14 protein-coding genes, 2 tRNA genes and 1 pseudogene are annotated in these 18,098 nt (G+C 63.8%); 4 read left to right on the forward strand and 13 right to left on the reverse strand.

The annotated features are described in order from the left end of the window. The first annotated feature begins 189 nt into the window (after positions 1-189). From HU719_RS09540 to HU719_RS09555, 4 genes are all read left to right on the forward strand, one after another. Positions 190-276, forward strand: a tRNA-Leu gene (locus HU719_RS09540). An 86-nt stretch (positions 277-362) separates the two neighbouring features. Then, a tRNA-Leu gene (locus HU719_RS09545) sits at positions 363-449 on the forward strand. A gap of 167 nt (positions 450-616) precedes the next feature. Continuing rightward, on the forward strand, positions 617-1,630 hold the full coding sequence (locus tag HU719_RS09550) for an extracellular solute-binding protein (RefSeq protein WP_186523599.1): 1,014 nt from the start codon (positions 617-619) through the stop codon (positions 1,628-1,630). Further along, the gene (locus HU719_RS09555) at positions 1,630-3,195 is read left to right on the forward strand and encodes an ABC transporter permease (RefSeq protein ID WP_186523600.1); all 1,566 of its coding nucleotides are present in this window, start codon (positions 1,630-1,632) and stop codon (positions 3,193-3,195) included. Before HU719_RS09550 ends, HU719_RS09555 begins: the two co-directional genes overlap by 1 nt. 361 nt (positions 3,196-3,556) lie before the next feature. On the opposite strand, the gene HU719_RS23880 is transcribed toward HU719_RS09555, so the two are convergent. The 13 genes and pseudogenes from HU719_RS23880 to HU719_RS09615 all read right to left on the reverse strand — a co-directional run bounded on the left by HU719_RS23880 (position 3,557) and on the right by HU719_RS09615 (position 18,076). Then, positions 3,557-4,441: a methyl-accepting chemotaxis protein gene (locus HU719_RS23880; protein WP_424803971.1), complete on the reverse strand. Its 885-nt coding sequence runs from the start codon at positions 4,439-4,441 to the stop codon at positions 3,557-3,559. Positions 4,442-4,462: 21 nt separating this feature from the next. Continuing rightward, positions 4,463-5,155, reverse strand: a pseudogene (locus HU719_RS23885) (methyl-accepting chemotaxis protein); the annotation flags it as partial. Between the two features lie 636 nt (positions 5,156-5,791). Further along, positions 5,792-7,084, reverse strand: a complete 1,293-nt coding sequence (locus HU719_RS09565) for an adenylosuccinate synthase (RefSeq protein ID WP_186520566.1) — start codon at positions 7,082-7,084, stop codon at positions 5,792-5,794. A gap of 54 nt (positions 7,085-7,138) precedes the next feature. Beyond that, positions 7,139-8,326 (reverse strand): ATP phosphoribosyltransferase regulatory subunit, encoded by a 1,188-nt coding sequence (locus HU719_RS09570; protein WP_186520565.1) that lies wholly within the window; start codon positions 8,324-8,326, stop codon positions 7,139-7,141. A 290-nt stretch (positions 8,327-8,616) separates the two neighbouring features. Continuing rightward, the gene (gene hflC / locus HU719_RS09575) at positions 8,617-9,486 is read right to left on the reverse strand and encodes a protease modulator HflC (protein WP_186520564.1); all 870 of its coding nucleotides are present in this window, start codon (positions 9,484-9,486) and stop codon (positions 8,617-8,619) included. Continuing rightward, positions 9,486-10,676: an FtsH protease activity modulator HflK gene (hflK, locus tag HU719_RS09580; RefSeq protein WP_186520563.1), complete on the reverse strand. Its 1,191-nt coding sequence runs from the start codon at positions 10,674-10,676 to the stop codon at positions 9,486-9,488. Before hflK ends, hflC begins: the two co-directional genes overlap by 1 nt. 96 nt (positions 10,677-10,772) lie before the next feature. Then, positions 10,773-12,074: a ribosome rescue GTPase HflX gene (hflX, locus tag HU719_RS09585; RefSeq protein WP_186520562.1), complete on the reverse strand. Its 1,302-nt coding sequence runs from the start codon at positions 12,072-12,074 to the stop codon at positions 10,773-10,775. 15 nt (positions 12,075-12,089) lie between these two features. After that, positions 12,090-12,350: an RNA chaperone Hfq gene (gene hfq / locus HU719_RS09590; RefSeq protein ID WP_023629894.1), complete on the reverse strand. Its 261-nt coding sequence runs from the start codon at positions 12,348-12,350 to the stop codon at positions 12,090-12,092. 93 nt (positions 12,351-12,443) lie between these two features. Continuing rightward, positions 12,444-13,415, reverse strand: coding sequence for a tRNA (adenosine(37)-N6)-dimethylallyltransferase MiaA (gene miaA / locus HU719_RS09595; RefSeq protein ID WP_186520561.1), 972 nt, complete (start codon positions 13,413-13,415; stop codon positions 12,444-12,446). A gap of 1 nt (position 13,416) precedes the next feature. Then, positions 13,417-15,321, reverse strand: coding sequence for a DNA mismatch repair endonuclease MutL (mutL, locus tag HU719_RS09600; protein ID WP_186536720.1), 1,905 nt, complete (start codon positions 15,319-15,321; stop codon positions 13,417-13,419). Further along, positions 15,318-16,748, reverse strand: a complete 1,431-nt coding sequence (locus HU719_RS09605; protein WP_186520559.1) for an N-acetylmuramoyl-L-alanine amidase — start codon at positions 16,746-16,748, stop codon at positions 15,318-15,320. Before HU719_RS09605 ends, mutL begins: the two co-directional genes overlap by 4 nt. A gap of 12 nt (positions 16,749-16,760) precedes the next feature. Continuing rightward, entirely contained in the window at positions 16,761-17,225 is a 465-nt protein-coding gene (gene tsaE / locus HU719_RS09610) for a tRNA (adenosine(37)-N6)-threonylcarbamoyltransferase complex ATPase subunit type 1 TsaE (RefSeq protein WP_437179660.1), read from the reverse strand. After that, positions 17,222-18,076, reverse strand: a complete 855-nt coding sequence (locus HU719_RS09615) for an NAD(P)H-hydrate dehydratase (RefSeq protein WP_186536722.1) — start codon at positions 18,074-18,076, stop codon at positions 17,222-17,224. The genes tsaE and HU719_RS09615 overlap by 4 nt, the downstream gene beginning before the upstream one ends. Positions 18,077-18,098 lie beyond the last annotated feature (22 nt).

Genomic DNA, 18,098 nt, shown 5'->3' on the forward strand with positions numbered 1-18,098 from the left:
CCCTGAAGGCATGTCTGGTGACGGGCAATGGCCTGCGGAATCAACAAGTTGAATTTTTTGAATTTTTTTTGAGCCCAGGGCTTTACAGCCCCGAGAGCCGCCCGTATAGTGCGCACCACAACGACGGGCAACCCCGAAGTTGTAGTAGAGATGAACGGCGCTGTAAAGCATCTTTTATCTCGAATGTGTGCCCAGGTGGCGGAATTGGTAGACGCGCTGGTTTCAGGTATCAGTGACTTAACGGTCGTGGAAGTTCGAGTCTTCTCCTGGGCACCAAAAATTTTCAAGTAATAGATGACCAAGGATCTGTTACTACTGCGTGAAGGCGATGTTATCTCCTTCGGCAGACGATGCAAAGCTTTGCCCAGGTGGCGGAATTGGTAGACGCGCTGGTTTCAGGTATCAGTGACTTAACGGTCGTGGAAGTTCGAGTCTTCTCCTGGGCACCATACAAAAACCCACTAGCTTGCTAGTGGGTTTTTTCTTGCCTGCGATTTATGCAACCACCGCCCTGCCCTGGCCGCTGGCCATGAATTTCCCGTCATGCGGCCACTTGAGAAACGATTTCGTTTACCATTGTTTCTGAATATGTAGCCGTAAGCGAGGAAGTACCCGCATGACGATCCGTCCGCAACCGCTGATGCGCACCCTGGCCGCTGCCGTCCTGAGCCTGGTGATTGGCGCTCCGGCCGCCCTGGCAGACGCACCGGCCAGCCTGACCATGTACAACGGTCAGCACAAGGAAATCGGCGAAGCCATCGCCAAGGCCTACGAGGCCAAGACCGGCATCCGCATCAATATTCGCAAAGGCAGCAGCAACCAGCTGGCCAGCCAGATCATCGAGGAAGGCGACCGCTCGCCGGCCGACATCATCTATACCGAAGAATCCCCGCCGCTGAACAACCTCGGCGAACTGGGCCTGCTGGCCAAGATCGACGATGCCACGCTGAACATGCTGCCTAAAGAGTATGTCGGCGCCAACGGCACCTGGATGGGCGTCACTGCCCGCACCCGCGTGGTGGTGTTCAACCCGAAGAAGATCGACGAGAAAGACCTGCCGACCTCGGTCATGGACTTCGCCAGCCCAGAATGGGACGGCCGCGTCGGCTACGTTCCGACCAGCGGTGCATTCCAGGAGCAGGCTGTAGCCATCCTCAAGATGCACGGGCGTGAAGCCACCGAAGAATGGCTGACCGGCCTTAAAGCCTTTGGCAAAACCTACACCAACAACATGGTTGCCCTCAAAGCCGTAGAAAAAGGTGAAGTCGCTGCGGTGCTGGTGAACAACTATTACTGGTACGCCCTGGAGCGCGAGCGCGGCAAGCTTGACTCCAAGCTGTACTACCTGGCCGATGGCGATGCCGGCAACCTGGTGACCATTTCCGGCGCAGCTGCGGTAAAAGCCAGCAAACACCCGAAAGAAGCCCAGGCCCTGCTCAACTGGATGGCCAGCGAAGAAGGCCAGCGCGTGATCACCCAGACCACCGCTGAATACCCGCTGCATAAAGGCATGGTCTCCGACCGCGGCCTGAAGCCGTTCGATGAGCTGCGCCCGCCGAAAATCTCCCCGGCCGACCTTGGCAATGCCGAAGAAGCCATCGAGCTTGAGCGCGAGGTTGGCCTGCTCTGATGACCGCCGCCCTGTCCACGCCGCCCCCGGTACGCTTCGTGCCGGGCCGCAAGCGCCCTTCTGTATGGGTGGTGCTGCCCGTGTTGTTTCTGGTGGCAATGAGCTTGCTGCCACTGCTGTACGTAGGCCTCAAGGCCTGGGAAGCCGGCTGGCGCGAGGCGCTGCACCTGCTGTGGCGCCCGTTCGTCTGGGGGCTGATGCGCAACACACTGATGCTCATGGCCGGGGTGACACTGGTGTGCATGGTGGTCGGCATGGCCTTGGCCTGGCTGCTCGAACGCAGCAACCTGCCGGGCCGTCGCCTGTGGGGCGTGGTGCTGTGCCTGCCATTTGCCGTGCCGTCGTTCGTCAGCAGCTTCACCTGGGTGTCGCTGAGTTCGGACTTCGAAGGCCTCGGCGGGGCGATTCTGGTCATGGCGCTGTCGAAATACCCGCTGGTGTTTCTGCCTGTGGCGGCGACACTGCGCAACCTCGACACCTCGCTCGAGGAGTCGGCGCGTACGTTGGGCTGTAGCCGCTGGGGCGTGTTCGTCAAAATCACCCTGCCGCTGCTGTGGCCGTCGATGCTGGCCGGTGCATTGCTGATTGCCCTGCACATGCTGGTGGAGTTCGGCGCGCTGTCGATTCTTGGCCTGCAGACGTTCACCACGGCGATCTACCAGCAATTCGAACTGGAATTCAGCAACGCCAACGCCGCCATGCTGTCGGCGGTACTGCTGGCGCTGTGCCTGATCATGCTGTGGCTGGAACTGCGCGTGCGTGGCAAGGCTCGCCATGTACGCATTGGCCAAGGTGTGGCGCGCCGTGCGCAGCCCGTGCGCCTGCGCGGCTGGACGCCGCTGGCGCAGCTTTTCTGCCTGGGCCTGGCGATACTGGGCAGCGGCATTCCGCTGGCCATGCTCGGCTACTGGCTTAGCGTCGGCTCGTCGGCGGCCTTCCCGGTGGCGGCAATCAGCAAGGCGCTGGTGACTTCGTTGTCGGTTTCGCTGGGTGGCGCAGGGTTCTGTGTGCTGCTGGCGCTGCCGATCAGTTTCCTGGTGGTGCGCTACAAGGGCCGCCTGGCGATCTGGGCCGAACGCCTGCCGTATTTGCTGCATGCCCTGCCGGGGCTGGTGATCGCGCTGACGCTGGTGTTCTTCGCCCTGCACTATGTGCCGGCGCTGTACCAGACCACCGCGCTGCTGATTCTGGCGTACGCCCTGCTGTTCCTGCCGCTGGCCCAGTCGCCGGTGCGAACGGCGCTGAACAAGGCCTCACCGACCCTTGAAGAGGCAGCACGGACCTTGGGCGCGAGCAGTTTCACAGCGTTTTGCCGCGTGACCCTGCCGATTATCTTCCCGGCCATGGCGGCAGCATTCGCCCTGGTGTTTCTGGATGCCATGAAGGAGCTGACCGCAACCTTGCTGCTCAGCCCGACAGGCATGACCACCTTGGCCACCGAGGTGTGGGCGCATACCGCCAACGTCGAGTTCGCCGCAGCAGCGCCTTATGCGGCGCTGTTGATTGTGGTGTCGGGGTTGCCGGTGTATCTGCTGACGACGCGAATGTATCTGAACCGGGCGTAGGCCATACCGGCCTCATCGCAGGCTGGCGCCAGCTCCCACAGGGTCTGGATAAGGCCTCAATATTGCGACTGTGCGCGGTCTCTGTGGGAGATTCTATGGTTTTGTACAAGCCTGTTCCCACTAGACATATCTCCTTGTGGCGAGCTCCCTTGTGGCGAGCGGGCTTGCCCCGCGTTGGGCTGCGCAGCAGCCCCTTGGGTTTTCAGGGCTGCTGCGCAGCCCAACGCGGGACAAGCCCGCTCGCCACGGCTCTCTATCATTTTCCACAGGATAGGGTCCAACCAGCAATGTTGCGGTTGAGCACGGCCTGCGTGGGAGCTGGCGCTAGCCTGCGATGAGGCCAGCACTCCCAGCTCCGTTTTTACGCCCTGAACTGCCCCAGGCTCGCCCGCAACTGCGCAGCCAGGTCATCCAGCACCTTGCTGCTGGCAGTGGTCTGCATCACCACTTCAGCCGAACGCTCAGCCTGGGCATGGATATTCTCCACCCGCCCCCGCACCGCCTGCGCGCCATGCGCCTGCTGCTCGGCCGCGCGGGTGGCCAGGCCAATGGCCGCATGCACCTGCTCCACCGCGGCCTGCACCGACTGCTGCCGGCGCTCGTTGTCACGCAGCACCAGCAGCCCTTCGCTGGCCTGGCGCCCGGCCTGGCCGATGGTCGCCACCGCCTCCTTGGCCCCTTGTTGCAGCGCGGTGATGTGCGACTGGATATCGCCGGTGGAGCTTTGTGTCTTGCTGGCTAGCGCGCGCACTTCGTCGGCCACCACCGCAAAGCCTCGCCCAGTCTCGCCGGCACGGGCCGCTTCGATGGCCGCGTTGAGCGCCAACAGGTTGGTCTGCTCGGCAATACCGTGGATCACCGTCAGCACCACTTCGATCTGCTCGCTCTGCTTGGCCAAGCGCTCGATCACCTGCGAGCCCGATTGCACCTCGCCGGCCAGGTTTTCGATCAACCGCGCCAGTTGCGTCGACGCCACGCTGTTTTCATCGGTGGCCTGGCGGATATCCACAACCTGCTGCAACGCCGCCTGCATGGCATGGCTTTCAGCCTGGGCCTCATCGGCCATGCTCGACAGATCACGCAGGCTGGCCGCCACTTCGTCACGCTGCAGGGCAGCGGCGGCATCGGCACCGGCGTTGCGCTGGGCCATGCTGCCGATCTCGACGCCGGTGCGCTGGGCCACTTCACCGGCCTCGCGCACGATGGGCTGGAGCTTGTCGACGAAGCGGTTCACGGCCGAAGCCATGTCGCCGATCTCGTCACGGCTGTCCAGCGTCACCCGCTTGGTCAGGTCGCCCTCGCCCGCCGCCAGGTCATTGAGCGCAGTAATCAGCAGCCGCAGCTTGCTCAGTACGCGCCGGCCCAGCACCACGGCCACCACCAGCAACACGCCAAGGCCCACCAGCACCAGACCCAGCCCGATGCGCCAGCGCAGCTCGCCAGCGGCATCGCGGACGGTTTGCGCGGTGTTGGCCTGCATCGCCGTGGCGCTGTTCTGCGCCGTCTCCAGGCGTGCACGCAGGGCCTTGCCGCTGTCGGCGGCAGCCGCCACCAGGCTGTCGCCAACCAGTTGCTCGCCGCTGGCGATCAGCGCAGTGAAGCGCTGGTCGAGCGCCTTGAGCTGCTGGTCGACGCTTGCAGTAGAGACGCCCATCAGCACCTTGCCGATTTCCACGCCATTGGGGCTGATCGGTGCTTCGACGAAGTACACCGACGGGTCGTTGCGCGCCGCGTCGATGACTTTGTCCAGCGCACGCTCGCCCTGCCCTTTGGCCATCAACGCTTCGTTTATCGGGTTTTGCCGGTTGAGGTAGCGGGTCAGGTGCTGGCCCTCGGCGTCGTTGTAGATCACGAACAACACATTGGGGTTGCGCTGGGCGCGGCGGGCGAAGTCCGAAAGCATGGGCACGTCGTTGTCCCAGATCGCCCGAGGCGCCACCGAGGCAAGCAGCTCGGCCATGTCGTTGGCCGACTCCTTGAGGGTTTGTTCAAGGGTGGCGCGCAATTGCAGCTGTTCGTCATGCAGCCGCTCGGAAAGGCCTGCGCTCAAGCGCTGGCGGGTACTTGCCGAGAGGCTGTCGAGGCCGGCGCGAACATCCTTGCCGGCCTGCTCAAGCTCCGTGGCCAATTGCCGGGTATCGTTACCCAAACGCTGATCAAGATCCGCTTCAAGCGCCGTGACCGTGCTCCGAGTCAGGGCAACTGCAACCAGCACTTGCACCAAAAGAGCGATACCAAGCGCAACAAACACAGGCCGCAACAGGCGGCTTCGTAACAATGAAAGGATGGCAGACACGTGTAATCCCTCGTGTTTCTGGAGCCATTACTTTGATGGCATCCGCAGACTATTCTTACAGCAAGGGTTGTGCCTGAAACAGCAGGTATATCGGCCAATAGCTGGAGTCATCGCTTTAAACCCTATCGCAGGCTGTCGCCAGCTCCCACAGAGACCGCCCCCCCCCCGGCCGCGATAACGATGCCTGGCGCAGAACCCTGTGGGAGCTGGCGACAGCCTGCGATTAGCCCACCCAGGCGCCGAAACGAAAAACGCCGCGCCCCTTGCGGGACGCGGCGTTGGATCAACGCAGAACGCGGATCAGGCGAACGGGTGACGCAGCACGATGGTCTCGTTGCGGTCCGGGCCGGTGGAGATGATGTCGATCGGCGCGCCAACCAGCTCCTCGATGCGCTTGATGTAATCGCGCGCAGCCTGTGGCAGCTCTTCCAGGGTCTTGGCGCCCAGGGTCGACTCGCTCCAGCCCGGCATCTCTTCGTACACCGGCTCCAGGCCAATGTAGCTGTCGGCGTCGGACGGTGCGTCGATGACAGCGCCGTTCTCGTTCTTGTAGCCAACACAGATGTTGATGGTTTCCAGGCCGTCCAGCACGTCCAGCTTGGTCAGGCAGATGCCCGAGATGCTGTTGACGTCGATGGCGCGACGCAGGATCACGGCATCGAACCAGCCGCAACGACGGGCACGGCCAGTGGTCGAACCGAACTCGTGGCCGCGCTTGGCAAGGGTGGCGCCGGTGTCATCGAACAGCTCGGTCGGGAACGGGCCGGAACCGACACGCGTGGTGTAGGCCTTGGTGATACCGAGGATGTAGTCCAGGTACATCGGGCCAACGCCGGAACCGGTGGAGATGCCGCCAGCCGTGGTGTTGGAGCTGGTGACGTACGGGTAGGTCCCGTGGTCGATGTCCAGCAGCGAGCCCTGGGCACCTTCGAACATGATGTCCTTGCCGGCGCGGCGCAGGTTGTGCAGCTCGGCAGTGACGTCGAGCATCATCGGCTTGAGCTGCTCGGCGTAGGCCATGCACTCGTCCAGGGTCTGCTGGAAGTCGATGGCCGGCTCTTTGTAGTAATTGACCAGCTGGAAGTTGTGGTAGTCCAGCAGCTCACCGAGCTTGGCCGCGAAACGCTCGCGGTGGAACAGGTCGCCAATGCGCAGGCCGCGGCGCGCGACTTTGTCTTCGTAGGCTGGGCCGATACCGCGGCCAGTGGTGCCGATCTTGGCTTCGCCACGGGCTTTTTCACGAGCCTGGTCGAGGGCCACGTGATACGACAGGATCAGCGGAGCAGCCGGGCTGATGCGCAGGCGCTCACGTACCGGTACGCCTTTTTCTTCGAGCTTGGTGATTTCACGCATCAAGGCATCGGGCGCAACGACGACGCCGTTGCCGATCAGGCACTGCACGCCTTCGCGCAGGATGCCGGACGGGATCAGGTGCAGCACGGTCTTCTCACCGTTGATCACCAGAGTGTGCCCAGCGTTGTGACCGCCTTGGTAACGCACTACGGCGGCAGCATGTTCGGTCAGCAGATCGACGATCTTGCCTTTGCCTTCATCACCCCACTGGGTGCCAAGGACGACGACATTCTTACCCATAAAACTTGTCCTCATTCGCGCAAACTTGGTTGCCGGCCCATTGCCGGCGAAGAATCAATGGGTCAGCGGCAGTACCTGCCAGCGCCCTTCTTGCTGAATCAATTGACGATCACAATCCGCCTCGAAGGCAGCACTCAGCGGCTGGCCAGGCAGAGCCTGGACCACACGCTGGCCCTCGTTACGCAACTGGCAGACCTGCTGCCAGAGGGCCGTATCGCTGCTGTCGGGCATCCAGATGCCACCGGCCGGCAACACGACCTCTGCTCGCCCCAGTGTGACCAGGGTCTTCAAATCTGTTGAGAAACCAGTCGCCGGGCGCGCCCGGCCAAAGTCAGCGCCGATGTCGTCGTAGCGACCGCCCTGGGCAATCGACGAACCGACCCCAGGCACGAACACCGCGAATACCACGCCGGTGTGGTAGTTGTAGCCGCGCAGCTCGCCGAGGTCGAAGTACAGCGGCAGCTGCGGGTAGCGCGCCGCCAGGCGATCGGCAATGGCCAGCAGGTCGTCCAGTGCAGCCAGCACGCTGGCCGGGGCACGGCCCAGGCGTACACGGGCCTCGGCCAGCACTTCACGGCCACCGCACAGCTCGCACAGGGCGCGCAGCATGTTGCCGGTGTCTTTTGGCAGGTCGGCGGTCAGTGCCTGTACTTCATCGACGGCCTTGCGCTGCAGGGCGTCGAACAGCTGCTGCTCGACCGCACCCGAAAGGCCAGCGGCGCGGGCCAGGCCGCGGTAGATACCGACATGGCCAAGGTCCATGTGCACATCTGCCACATCGGTGAGCTGCAGCGTGGTCAGCATCAGGCTGATGACTTCGACATCGCTGCTTGGGCTGGCATCGCCGTACAACTCGGCGCCCAGTTGGATCGGGCTGCGCGAGGTGGACAGGGCACGCGGTTCTGCGTGCAGTACGCTGCCGGCGTAGCACAGGCGGCTCGGGCCCTCATGACGCAGGGTATGGGCATCGATACGCGCTACCTGCGGGGTGAAGTCGGCACGAAAGCCCATCAGGCGGCCGGACTGCGGGTCTACCACCTTGAAGGTGCGCTGATCCAGGTCCTGGCCGGCGCCGGTGAGCAGCGATTCCAGGTACTCGATATGCGGAGTGACGACCAGTTCGTAACCCCAACTCTGGAACAGGTCCAACACCTGACGCCGCGCGATCTCGATACGCGCCGCCTCAGGTGGCAGTACTTCCTCGATGCCATCTGGCAGTAGCCAGCGGTCTACCGTTGCCATTACGCCATTTCCCCTCTGGTCCGGGCGGCCTGCACCATGGCGAGCCGTGAGTAAAGCAGGCACTGGCCACTACAACGGGCAGCACTGATCCCAGCGCAACCACCGTAGCCAATACCCTCGAATAGCCTTGCGCACTGCCAGGATCCGCGATTGGGCGCTGCCCAATTGACCTTGCAGACGCAAAAAAGCCGGGAATTTCCCGGCTGCCGCATCATACACCCCTTTTCATTCAGGATGCACCCCGCCTGGCGTTTTAGCTGCCAGGCGGGGCACCCGTCATGCGAGCAACATCAGGGCTTGCTCTTGTCCAGGTACCGGAAGAACTCGTTCTTCGGGTCCAGGATCAGCACGTCGCTCTTGTTCGAGAAGCTCTCGCGGTAGGCCTGCAGGCTACGGTAGAACGCATAGAAGTCAGCGTCCTGGGTGTAGGCCTTGGCATAGATGGAGGCCGCCTCGGCGTCGCCATCACCACGGGTTTCTTCTGCTTCACGATACGCTTCGGCCAGCAGCACACGGCGCTGACGGTCGGCGTCGGCACGGATACCTTCAGCCAGCTCGTTACCTTTGGCACGGTGCTCGCGGGCTTCACGCTCACGCTCGGTGCTCATACGGTCGAACACGCTGCGGTTGACTTCCTTGGGCAGGTCGATGGCCTTGACCCGCACATCGACAACCTCGATGCCCAGCTCTTTGCTGGCCATGCGGTTGAGCGAAGCCGTGATGTCAGCCATCAGCGCGTCACGCTCACCCGACACGACTTCGTGCAGGGTGCGCTTGCCGAACTGGTCACGCAGGCCGCTTTCCAGACGACGCGACAGACGCTCGTCGGCGATCTGCTTCATGCCGGAAGTAGCGGTGTAGAAACGCTCGGCATCCTTGACCCGCCACTTGGCGTAGGCGTCGACCATCACGGCTTTTTTCTCAAGGGTCAGGAACCGTTGAGTCGGCGCGTCGAGGGTCATCAGGCGGGCGTCGAACTTGCGCACCTGGTTCACATACGGAACCTTCACATGCAGGCCAGGCTGGACATCGGCCTTGACCACGCGACCGAACTGCAGCAGTACCGCGCGTTCGGTTTGCGAAACGATGTAGAAGCAGTTCCAGGCAGCGATACCCAGCACCACGGCGCCAATCAGGGCGAACAGCGATTTATTGCTCATCAGCGGCTCTCCCTCGAACGCAGCGGCGGTTGTTGTTGCAGTTCCTGGGCAGCAGCGCGCGCAGCGGCGTCATTGTTGGCCGACGGCGCGGTGCTCGCGGCCGGTGCTGCAGCGTTGCGGCCGGCTTCAACCATTTTGTCCAGCGGCAGGTAGAGCAGGTTGTTCTGCCCGTCCTTGGTTGCCACCATGACTTTGCTGGAGTTGCTGTAAACCTCCTGCATGGTCTCAAGGTACAGACGCTGACGGGTCACGTCCGGCGCCTTGCGGTACTCGCTGTACAGCTTGCTGAAGCGGTCGGCTTCACCTTTGGCGCGGGCGATGACTTCATCGCGGTAGCCATTGGCGTCCTCGATGATGCGCTGCGCCTGACCACGGGCCTCGGGGACCACGCCGTTGGCGTAGGACTCGGCCTGGTTGCGGGCACGCTGCTCGTCTTCACGGGCACGGATCACGTCATCGAAGGCTTCCTGCACTTCACGCGGGGCTGCCGCGCTCTGTACGTTCACCTGGGTAACGGTGATACCGGTACGGTAGGTGTCGAGGAAACGCTGCAGACGCTCGCGGATATCCACGGCCATTTGCTCACGACCTTCGGTCAGCACCTGGTCCATCGAGGTGGAACCCACCACGTGGCGCAGGGCGCTGTCGGTGGCATGCTGCAAGCTGACTTCCGGCTGGTCGACGTTAAGCACGAAGTCCTGCAGGTTGCTGATGCGGTACTGCACGGTCAGCGGCACTTCGACGATGTTCTCGTCTTCGGTGAGCATCTGGCCCTGCTTGGTGTAGGCACGCTCGCGGGTCACGTTTTCCATGAACTTGCGATCGATCGGCGGGAAATAGATATTCAGGCCGGGACCGACGGTTTCGTGGTACTTGCCGAAGCGCAGCACGACGGCCTGCTCCTGCTCGTCTACCACGTACACGGCGTTGTACAGCCAGATAGCCGCCAGTACCGCCAGGCCGATGCCCAGCAAGCCGTAGCCGCCACCCTTGCCGATGTTGCGGTCGCCGCCGCCACCGCCTCTTTTTTTGCCGCTGCCGAACATGCCATTGAGGCTGTCCTGCAGTTTGCGGAAGGCCTCGTCCAGATCCGGTGGGCCTTTTTTATCGCCACCGCCGCCGCCGCCACCGCGACGACCGCCCCAGGGATCCTGATTGTTCGAGTTGCCACCCGGCTCATTCCAAGCCATAGCGCTCTCCATCTGATAAAGCAAAGACGCGCCCACGGCGCGCCGTCCAATGCTACAGAATGCCTGTCACAGCTGCCCGGCGACCTCGACGAGCATTTATTGCAAAGTGTGTTGCTCGACAAACACTTGCGGCTCCATGCCTTCGCGGCTGACCAAGCGGTTGAGTTCCACCCTGGGCAGTCGCACGCTCAGCAGGCTGCGCCCTTCTTCATCGTGCTCTTCGCTCTGCACCGCCCCCAAGGCAAAGAATTGCGCGCGCAAGCGGGCAAAACGCTGCTCAAGACACAGGGTGGCGACAAACAGATCATTGCCCAGCAGTTCGGCAACCGCCTGCCCCACCAGCTCCAGGCCGCGCCCATCACGGGCCGACACCCAGACCCGCTGCGGCTTGCCGTCGGCATCGCGCTGAATCTGCGGCTCGACGCCTTCAAGCAGGTCGAGTTTGTTATACACCTCAAGGATCGGCAAGCCTTCAGCACCGATCTCGCCCAACACCGCCAGCACCTGTTCGATCTGCTCCATGCGCTCAGGCTCATGGGCGTCGATGACGTGCAGCAGAAGGTCGGAGTTGCTCGACTCTTCGAGCGTAGCCCGAAATGCCTCGACCAGCTTGTGCGGCAGGTGGCGGATGAAGCCCACGGTATCGGCCAGCACGATCGGCCCAAGGTCCGCCAGTTCAAGCCGGCGCAGCGTGGGGTCGAGGGTGGCGAACAGCTGGTCGGCGGCGTACACATCGGAATGCGTCAGCGCGTTGAACAGCGTCGACTTGCCGGCGTTGGTGTAGCCGACCAGCGATACCGAAGGGATGTCGGCGCGCTTGCGCCCACGGCGAGCCTGCTCGCGCTGGCTGCGCACCTTCTCCAGGCGCCCTTTGATCTGGCGCAGACGCACCCGCAACAGGCGGCGGTCGGTTTCGAGCTGGGTTTCACCCGGGCCGCGCAGGCCAATACCCCCTTTTTGCCGCTCAAGGTGGGTCCAGCCGCGTACCAGCCGCGTGCTCATGTGCTCAAGCTGGGCCAGTTCGACCTGCAGCTTGCCTTCGTGAGTACGCGCCCGCTGGGCGAAGATATCGAGGATCAGCCCGGTGCGATCCAGCACGCGACACTCGAAGACGCGCTCGAGGTTGCGTTCCTGGCTGGGCGTGAGGGTGTGATTGAAAATCACAAGGTCGGCTTCAGCAGTTTTGACCAGGTCGCGTAGCTCTTCGACCTTGCCGCTGCCGATCAGAAACTTGGCGGAGGGCTGATGCCGCGTCACTGTCAACAGCGAGACGATATCGGCTCCGGCCGACAACGCCAGCTCCTGAAACTCCTGCGGGTCTTCGCGCGCCTCAGGGTTCTGACCTTCCAAGTGAACGAGCAACGCCCGCTCACCACCACCGTGGCGCTCAAAGAACAATGCAGGCTCCTACTTTCAAGCGTTACCTGGCTCGCTGTCGCCGTGCTCGCCATCAGTCGGGCTAGGCAGACGTACAGGACGGGCAGGCACGACAGTGGAAATTGCGTGCTTGTAGACCATCTGGCTGACAGTGTTCTTCAGCAGCACAACGAACTGGTCAAACGATTCGATCTGGCCCTGCAGCTTGATGCCGTTTACCAGATAGATCGAAACCGGGACCTTTTCTTTTCTCAAGGTGTTCAAGTAAGGGTCTTGTAGCGAATGCCCTTTTGACATGTGCCGCACTCCTGTAAGGATCAATAATAAAAAAGTAATGAATTCAGTGATTCACACCGCCCGTCGAAAGACTGGACGGCGATGAGCAGGGACTCAGCTCAATATGGAGACGCTTCCCAGGTATTTCAAGGTGCGGGACAGATTGTCGCAGGCCAGGCTATCGAGCCAATGCACATCGGACCAGCCACGCAGCCAGGTAAACTGCCGCTTGGCCAGCTGACGCGTAGCAATGATACCGCGTTCGCGCATCTCATTCTCATCCAGCGCGCCGTCGAGATACTCCCAGACCTGCCGATACCCCACTGCCCGTATAGACGGCAGCCCCACGTGCAAGTCACTTCTGGCCCGCAACGATCGGACCTCGTCGACAAAGCCCTGTTCCAGCATCTGCGAAAATCGTAGCGCAATTCGCTCATGCAGAACGTGACGATCTGCAGGGGCGATGGCGAGACTGGCCACAGTATAGGGCAAATGCCCGTTCGCGCCTGCGTCTGCGCCGCTACTTTGCGCCAATTGACGCTGGCGGTGCGCGGTCATGCTCAGGCCGCTGACCCGGTACACCTCAAGTGCGCGAATCAGCCGCTGCGGGTCATTCGGATGGATGCGTGCCGCCGACTCGGGGTCGACCTCGGCCAACTGCCGGTGCAGCTCGCCAAGCCCCAGGGCACGGGCCTGGGCCTCAAGCGAAGCACGCACTTCAGGGTCGGCCGGCGGCATGTCGGCCAGGCCTTCGAGCAACGCCTTGTAATACAGCATGGTGCCGCCGACCAGCAGCGGAATCTTGCCGCGCGCGGTGATTTCGGCCATGGCCGCCAGCGCATCGGTGCAGAATTGCTTGGCCGAATAGCTTTCGGCCGGGTCGATGATGTCGACCAGGCGGTGCGGATAGGCGGCGAGAATGTCCTTGGACGGTTTTGCGGTACCGATGTCCATGTCGCGGTAGACGAGCGCCGAGTCGACGCTGATCAGCTCGCACGGCAGCACCTTGGTCAGCTCGATGGCAAGGTCGGTCTTGCCGGCTGCGGTCGGGCCCATGAGGAAAATCGCCGGAGGCAGGCTGCTCATGTCATCGCCCCCGCAGGAACAGCTTGTCGAGATCGTCCAGGCCCATCTGGGTCCAGGTCGGCCGGCCATGGTTGCACTGGCCGCTGCGCTCGGTGTTTTCCATGTCGCGCAGCAGCGCGTTCATCTCGGGGATGGCCAGGCGCCGGTTGGCACGCACCGCGCCGTGGCAGGCCATGGTGCCCAGCAGTTCGTTCAGGTGCGCCTGAATGCGGTCGCTGGTGCCGTACTCCATGAGGTCGGCCAGCACATCCATCACCAGGCGGTTGGCCTCGGCCTGCTTGAGCAAGGCCGGGATCTGCCGGATGGCCAGGGTTTCCGGGCCAAGGCGCTGCAGCTCGAAGCCCAGGCGCTGGAACCACTGCGCGTGCTCTTCGGCGCAATCTGCTTCGCGCTGGCTCAGGGCCAACGTTTCGGGCACCAGCAGCGGCTGACCGCTAAGGCCCTCGCTGGCCATGGCCACCTTCAAACGCTCGTACATGATGCGCTCGTGGGCGGCGTGCATGTCCACCAGCACCAGGCCGACAGCGTTTTCAGCCAGTATGTAGATACCCTTGAGCTGCGCCAGCGCGTAGCCCAGCGGCGGAATGTCGCCCTGGCTGTCCGGCAATGCTGACGCGGGGGCGGCAGTGCCGTTGGCCAGCGGCGCGTAGAACTCGCGATACACCGCCTGGCTTTCACCGCTGTTCAGCGGCTGTGCCGGGCGCGGCGTGTATTGATACTGGTAGCCGGCGCCGGCACCCGAAGAGGTGAACGGCTGCCGCGGCTCGCCTTGGGGCTGCTCCAGCACCGGCGAGGCCAGGCGCATCTCGCCCTGGGGCCCGAATTCACCGGCCTGCTGGCCACTGGGGCGGAGCATCTCGGTGGTTGCAGCGGGTGCCGCCAACTGGTCTTCGGGGCGCACATCAGCGAGGGCGCGGTGCAAGGTGCCGTACAGAAAGTCGTGCACCGAGCGCCCTTCACGGAAGCGCACTTCATGCTTGGTCGGGTGCACGTTGACGTCGACGCCTGTGGGGTCGAGTTCAAGAAACAGCACGAAGGTCGGGTGCCGGCCATTGAACAGCACGTCGCGATAAGCCTGGCGCACCGCATGGGCGACCAGTTTGTCGCGCACGGCGCGGCCATTGACGAAAAAGTACTGCAGGTCGGCCTGGCTGCGCGAGAAGGTCGGCAACCCAACCCAGCCCCACAGGCGCAAGCCATTGCGCTCGACATCAATGGGCAGCGCCTGCTCCAGGAAGCCGGGGCCGCAGATGGTGCCGACGCGCCGCGCGCGGGCCATGTCGTCGCCGGCCTCGTGCAGGCTGAAGACGGTCTTGCCGTTGTGGCGCAGGTGAAAGCCCACATCGAAGCGCGCCAGCGCCAGGCGCCGGATGACTTCCTGCAGGTGATCGAATTCGGTCTTCTCGGCCTTGAGGAACTTGCGCCGGGCCGGGGTATTGAAGAACAGGTCGCGCACTTCCACCGACGTGCCGACCGGGTGTGCGGCGGGCTGCACGCGCGGGACCATGTCGCGGCCCTCGGTTTCGACCTGCCAGGCCTCGGTGGCGTCGGCAGTGCGCGAGGTCATGGTCAGGCGCGCCACCGAGCTGATCGAGGCCAGCGCCTCCCCGCGAAAACCGAGGCTGAGCACGCCTTCGAGGTCTTCAAGTTCGCGGATTTTGCTGGTGGCATGGCGGGCCAGGGCCAGTGGCAGGTCATCAGCGGAGATACCGCTGCCGTTGTCACGTACCCGCAGCAGCTTCACGCCGCCCTGCTCGACCTCGACCTCGATGCGCCGGGCACCGGAGTCGAGGCTGTTTTCCAGCAGTTCCTTGGCCACCGACGCCGGCCGCTCGACGACTTCGCCCGCAGCAATCTGGTTGGCCAGCCGCGGGCTGAGCAGCTGGATGCGCGAGCCACCACTCATTGTTGCGACGCCAGGGTGGTAGCCGGGATGTCCAGGTGCTGGCCGATTTTCAGTTCGTCCGTCTTGAGGTTGTTACTGGCGCGCAGGCTGGCAACGCTCACCTGATAGCGTACGGCAATCATCGCCAGGGTCTCGCCGGAGCGCACGGTATGGTCACGCGGGCCCTGGGCGATCTTGCCGCTGTCGCGCAGCCAGGCAATGTAGGTGCCTGGCGGCGGGTTCTGCTGGAAGAACTGCCGCACGCCGGTGTGGATCGAGCGCGCCAGGGCTTGCTGGTGGCTGGCCGTGGCCAGTTTGGCGGCTTCGTTGGCGTTGGAGATAAACCCGGTTTCGACCAGGATCGACGGGATATCCGGCGACTTCAGCACCATGAACCCGGCCTGCTCGACGCGCTGCTTGTGCAGCGGCGTGACCCGGCCCATGTTGCCCAGCACCTTCTGCCCGACGTTGAGGCTGGAACTGAGGGTCGCGGTCATCGACAGGTCGAGCAGCACGCCGGCGAGCATGCGGTCCTTGTCATCGAGGCTGACGTTGCCAGCACCACCGATCAGGTCGGAACGGTTTTCGGTATCGGCCAGCCAGCGCGCGGTTTCGGAGGTGGCGCCACGGTCTGACAGGGCGAACACCGAGGCGCCAAAGGCGGCCTTGGACGGCGCGGCATCGGCGTGGATCGACACGAACAGGTCGGCGCCCTTCTTGCGGGCGATCTCGGTGCGCTTGCGCAACGGGATGAAGTAGTCGCCGGTGCGGGTCAGCTCGGCCCGGAAGCCTTTCTCGGCGTTGATCTGGCGCTGCAGCTCCTTGGCGATCTGCAGCACGATGTCTTTTTCGTGCTGGCCACGCGAACCAGAGGCGCCTGGGTCTTCACCGCCGTGGCCGGCGTCGATGGCCACCACGATGTCACGCTTGCCCGAAGGCACTGGCGGCAGCTTGATAGCCGGCTGTGCCGGGGTAACGGGCACCGCCGGGGTAGTGGCCGGGGTTTGTGGCGGCGGCGTAGGCGTCGGGTTGCTGGCAGCGATGGCATCGGCTTCCTGGTCGTACAGGTCGACCACCAGGCGGTTGCCATACTGGGCGTTGGGCGCCAGGGTGAAGCTTTTCGGGGTGACCGACTTTTTCAGGTCGACCACCACGCGCAGGTCGGTGGGGGTGCGCTGGGCCGAACGCACGCTGGTGATCGGCGTGTTCGAGGTGGCAACGTTCAATGGCCCGCCCAAGGTGGCACCATTGATGTCGATGACCAGCCGATCAGGCGCGGACAGGGTGAAGACGCTGTGCTGCACAGGCCCGGACAGGTCGAAGACCAGCCGCGTGTTGTCCGGCGCGCGCCACAGGCGCACGCTCTTGACTTGAGTGACGGCCAGAGCCTCCACGGCCACCGTTGTCAGCAGCAATCCAACGACAGCGACCAGTGCGCGTATGCGCATACCTTTCCCCACTTACTTTAAGAATTCTTTGGCCAGGACGGCACACCATGCCTCGCCGCGCGCGCCTTGTGGCGCAAGGTGCAACGAGCGTCCGCCCGCTTGCGGGCTTATGGTAATGGTCAGGTCAGGCTTTGGCAAAACGCCCGCACCTTTATCTGGCCACTCGAACAGGCACAAGGCGTCGCCTTCGAAGTAATCGCGAATACCCAGGTACTCGAGTTCTTCCGGATCGACCAGGCGATACAGGTCGAAGTGAAAGGCTCGGATGTCGCCAATCTCATAAGGTTCAACCACGGTGAAGGTCGGGCTCTTGACCGGCCCGGCATGGCCCAGCCCGCGGATCAGACCGCGCGACAGCGTGGTCTTGCCCGCGCCCAGGTCACCTTCGAGAAAAATCACGCCATGCCCGCCAGTCACCTGGGCGAGCGTCGCGCCAAACACTTCAGTGGCCGATTCGTCGGCCAGAAACAGGGTCAACACGCACAATGCTCCTCAAGTAACTCTCTTATGACCGGCACCAGATCGCTGGCGGCCAGCCCTCTCCCCCCGCGCCCCAGGCGCTCGCCGGCGCGGGCATGCAGCCAGACGCCAAGGCACGCCGCCTGCCACGCTTGCAGGCCTTGGGCCAGCAACGCGGCCAGCACGCCTGTCAGCACATCGCCCAGCCCGGCACCTGCCATCGCCGGGTGGCCACGCTCGCACAGCGCCAGGCGCCCATCGGGGCCTGCTATCAGCGTGCCTGCCCCCTTGAGCACACAGACACTTGCGTAACGCCGTGCCAGTTTGCGCGCAGCGCCCGGGCGGTCAGCCTGCACGGCCTCGGTAGAGATGCCCAGCAGGCGCGCAGCCTCACCCGGATGCGGGGTCAGCACGCTGCCGCCAGGCACGCTTAGCGGGGCGCCGGCCAGCAGGTTGAGCGCATCGGCATCCCACACCTGCGCAACGTGCGCACCGGCCACGGCCGACAGCAGGCTGCGCCCCCATGCCGCCTGGCCAAGGCCGGGCCCGACCACGACCACACTGGCCCGCGCCAGCACACCCGGCAACTGGTTGGCCGAACTGACGCCAAGCCACATGGTTTCAGGCAGCCGGGCCAGGCCCGCGCCCACATGCTCGGGCCGCGTAGCCACGCTGACCAGCCCGGCGCCACAGCGCAGCGCCGCCTGCGCACTGAGCATCACCGCCCCGCCCGTGCCCAGGTCGCCGCCGACCACCAGCACATGGCCAAAATCGCCTTTGTGGGCATCCAACGGGCGCGGCGCAAGGCCCGCCAAGGCCAGGCGATCGAGGGCTTGCGGCGCATTGGCCGGGTGTTTGGTCTGAGGCATGGGGTCAAAGGCTCCGATGTCT

The organism is Pseudomonas farsensis (assembly GCF_014268805.2).
GTDB classification, from domain to species: Bacteria; Pseudomonadota; Gammaproteobacteria; order Pseudomonadales; family Pseudomonadaceae; genus Aquipseudomonas; species Aquipseudomonas farsensis.

Bases quoted from the DNA above. Each gene is read 5' to 3' on its own strand.
- HU719_RS09550 (WP_186523599.1), top strand. From the start codon at position 617: ATGACGATCCGTCCGCAACCGCTGATGCGCACCCTGGCCGCTGCCGTC.
- HU719_RS09555 (WP_186523600.1), top strand. From the start codon at position 1,630: ATGACCGCCGCCCTGTCCACGCCGCCCCCGGTACGCTTCGTGCCGGGC.
- HU719_RS23880 (WP_424803971.1), bottom strand. From the start codon at position 4,441: ATGGCTTCGGCCGTGAACCGCTTCGTCGACAAGCTCCAGCCCATCGTG.
- HU719_RS09565 (WP_186520566.1), bottom strand. From the start codon at position 7,084: ATGGGTAAGAATGTCGTCGTCCTTGGCACCCAGTGGGGTGATGAAGGC.
- HU719_RS09570 (WP_186520565.1), bottom strand. From the start codon at position 8,326: ATGGCAACGGTAGACCGCTGGCTACTGCCAGATGGCATCGAGGAAGTA.
- hflC (WP_186520564.1), bottom strand. From the start codon at position 9,486: ATGAGCAATAAATCGCTGTTCGCCCTGATTGGCGCCGTGGTGCTGGGT.
- hflK (WP_186520563.1), bottom strand. From the start codon at position 10,676: ATGGCTTGGAATGAGCCGGGTGGCAACTCGAACAATCAGGATCCCTGG.
- hfq (WP_023629894.1), bottom strand. From the start codon at position 12,350: ATGTCAAAAGGGCATTCGCTACAAGACCCTTACTTGAACACCTTGAGA.
- miaA (WP_186520561.1), bottom strand. From the start codon at position 13,415: ATGAGCAGCCTGCCTCCGGCGATTTTCCTCATGGGCCCGACCGCAGCC.
- mutL (WP_186536720.1), bottom strand. From the start codon at position 15,321: ATGAGTGGTGGCTCGCGCATCCAGCTGCTCAGCCCGCGGCTGGCCAAC.
- HU719_RS09605 (WP_186520559.1), bottom strand. From the start codon at position 16,748: ATGCGCATACGCGCACTGGTCGCTGTCGTTGGATTGCTGCTGACAACG.
- HU719_RS09615 (WP_186536722.1), bottom strand. From the start codon at position 18,076: ATGCCTCAGACCAAACACCCGGCCAATGCGCCGCAAGCCCTCGATCGC.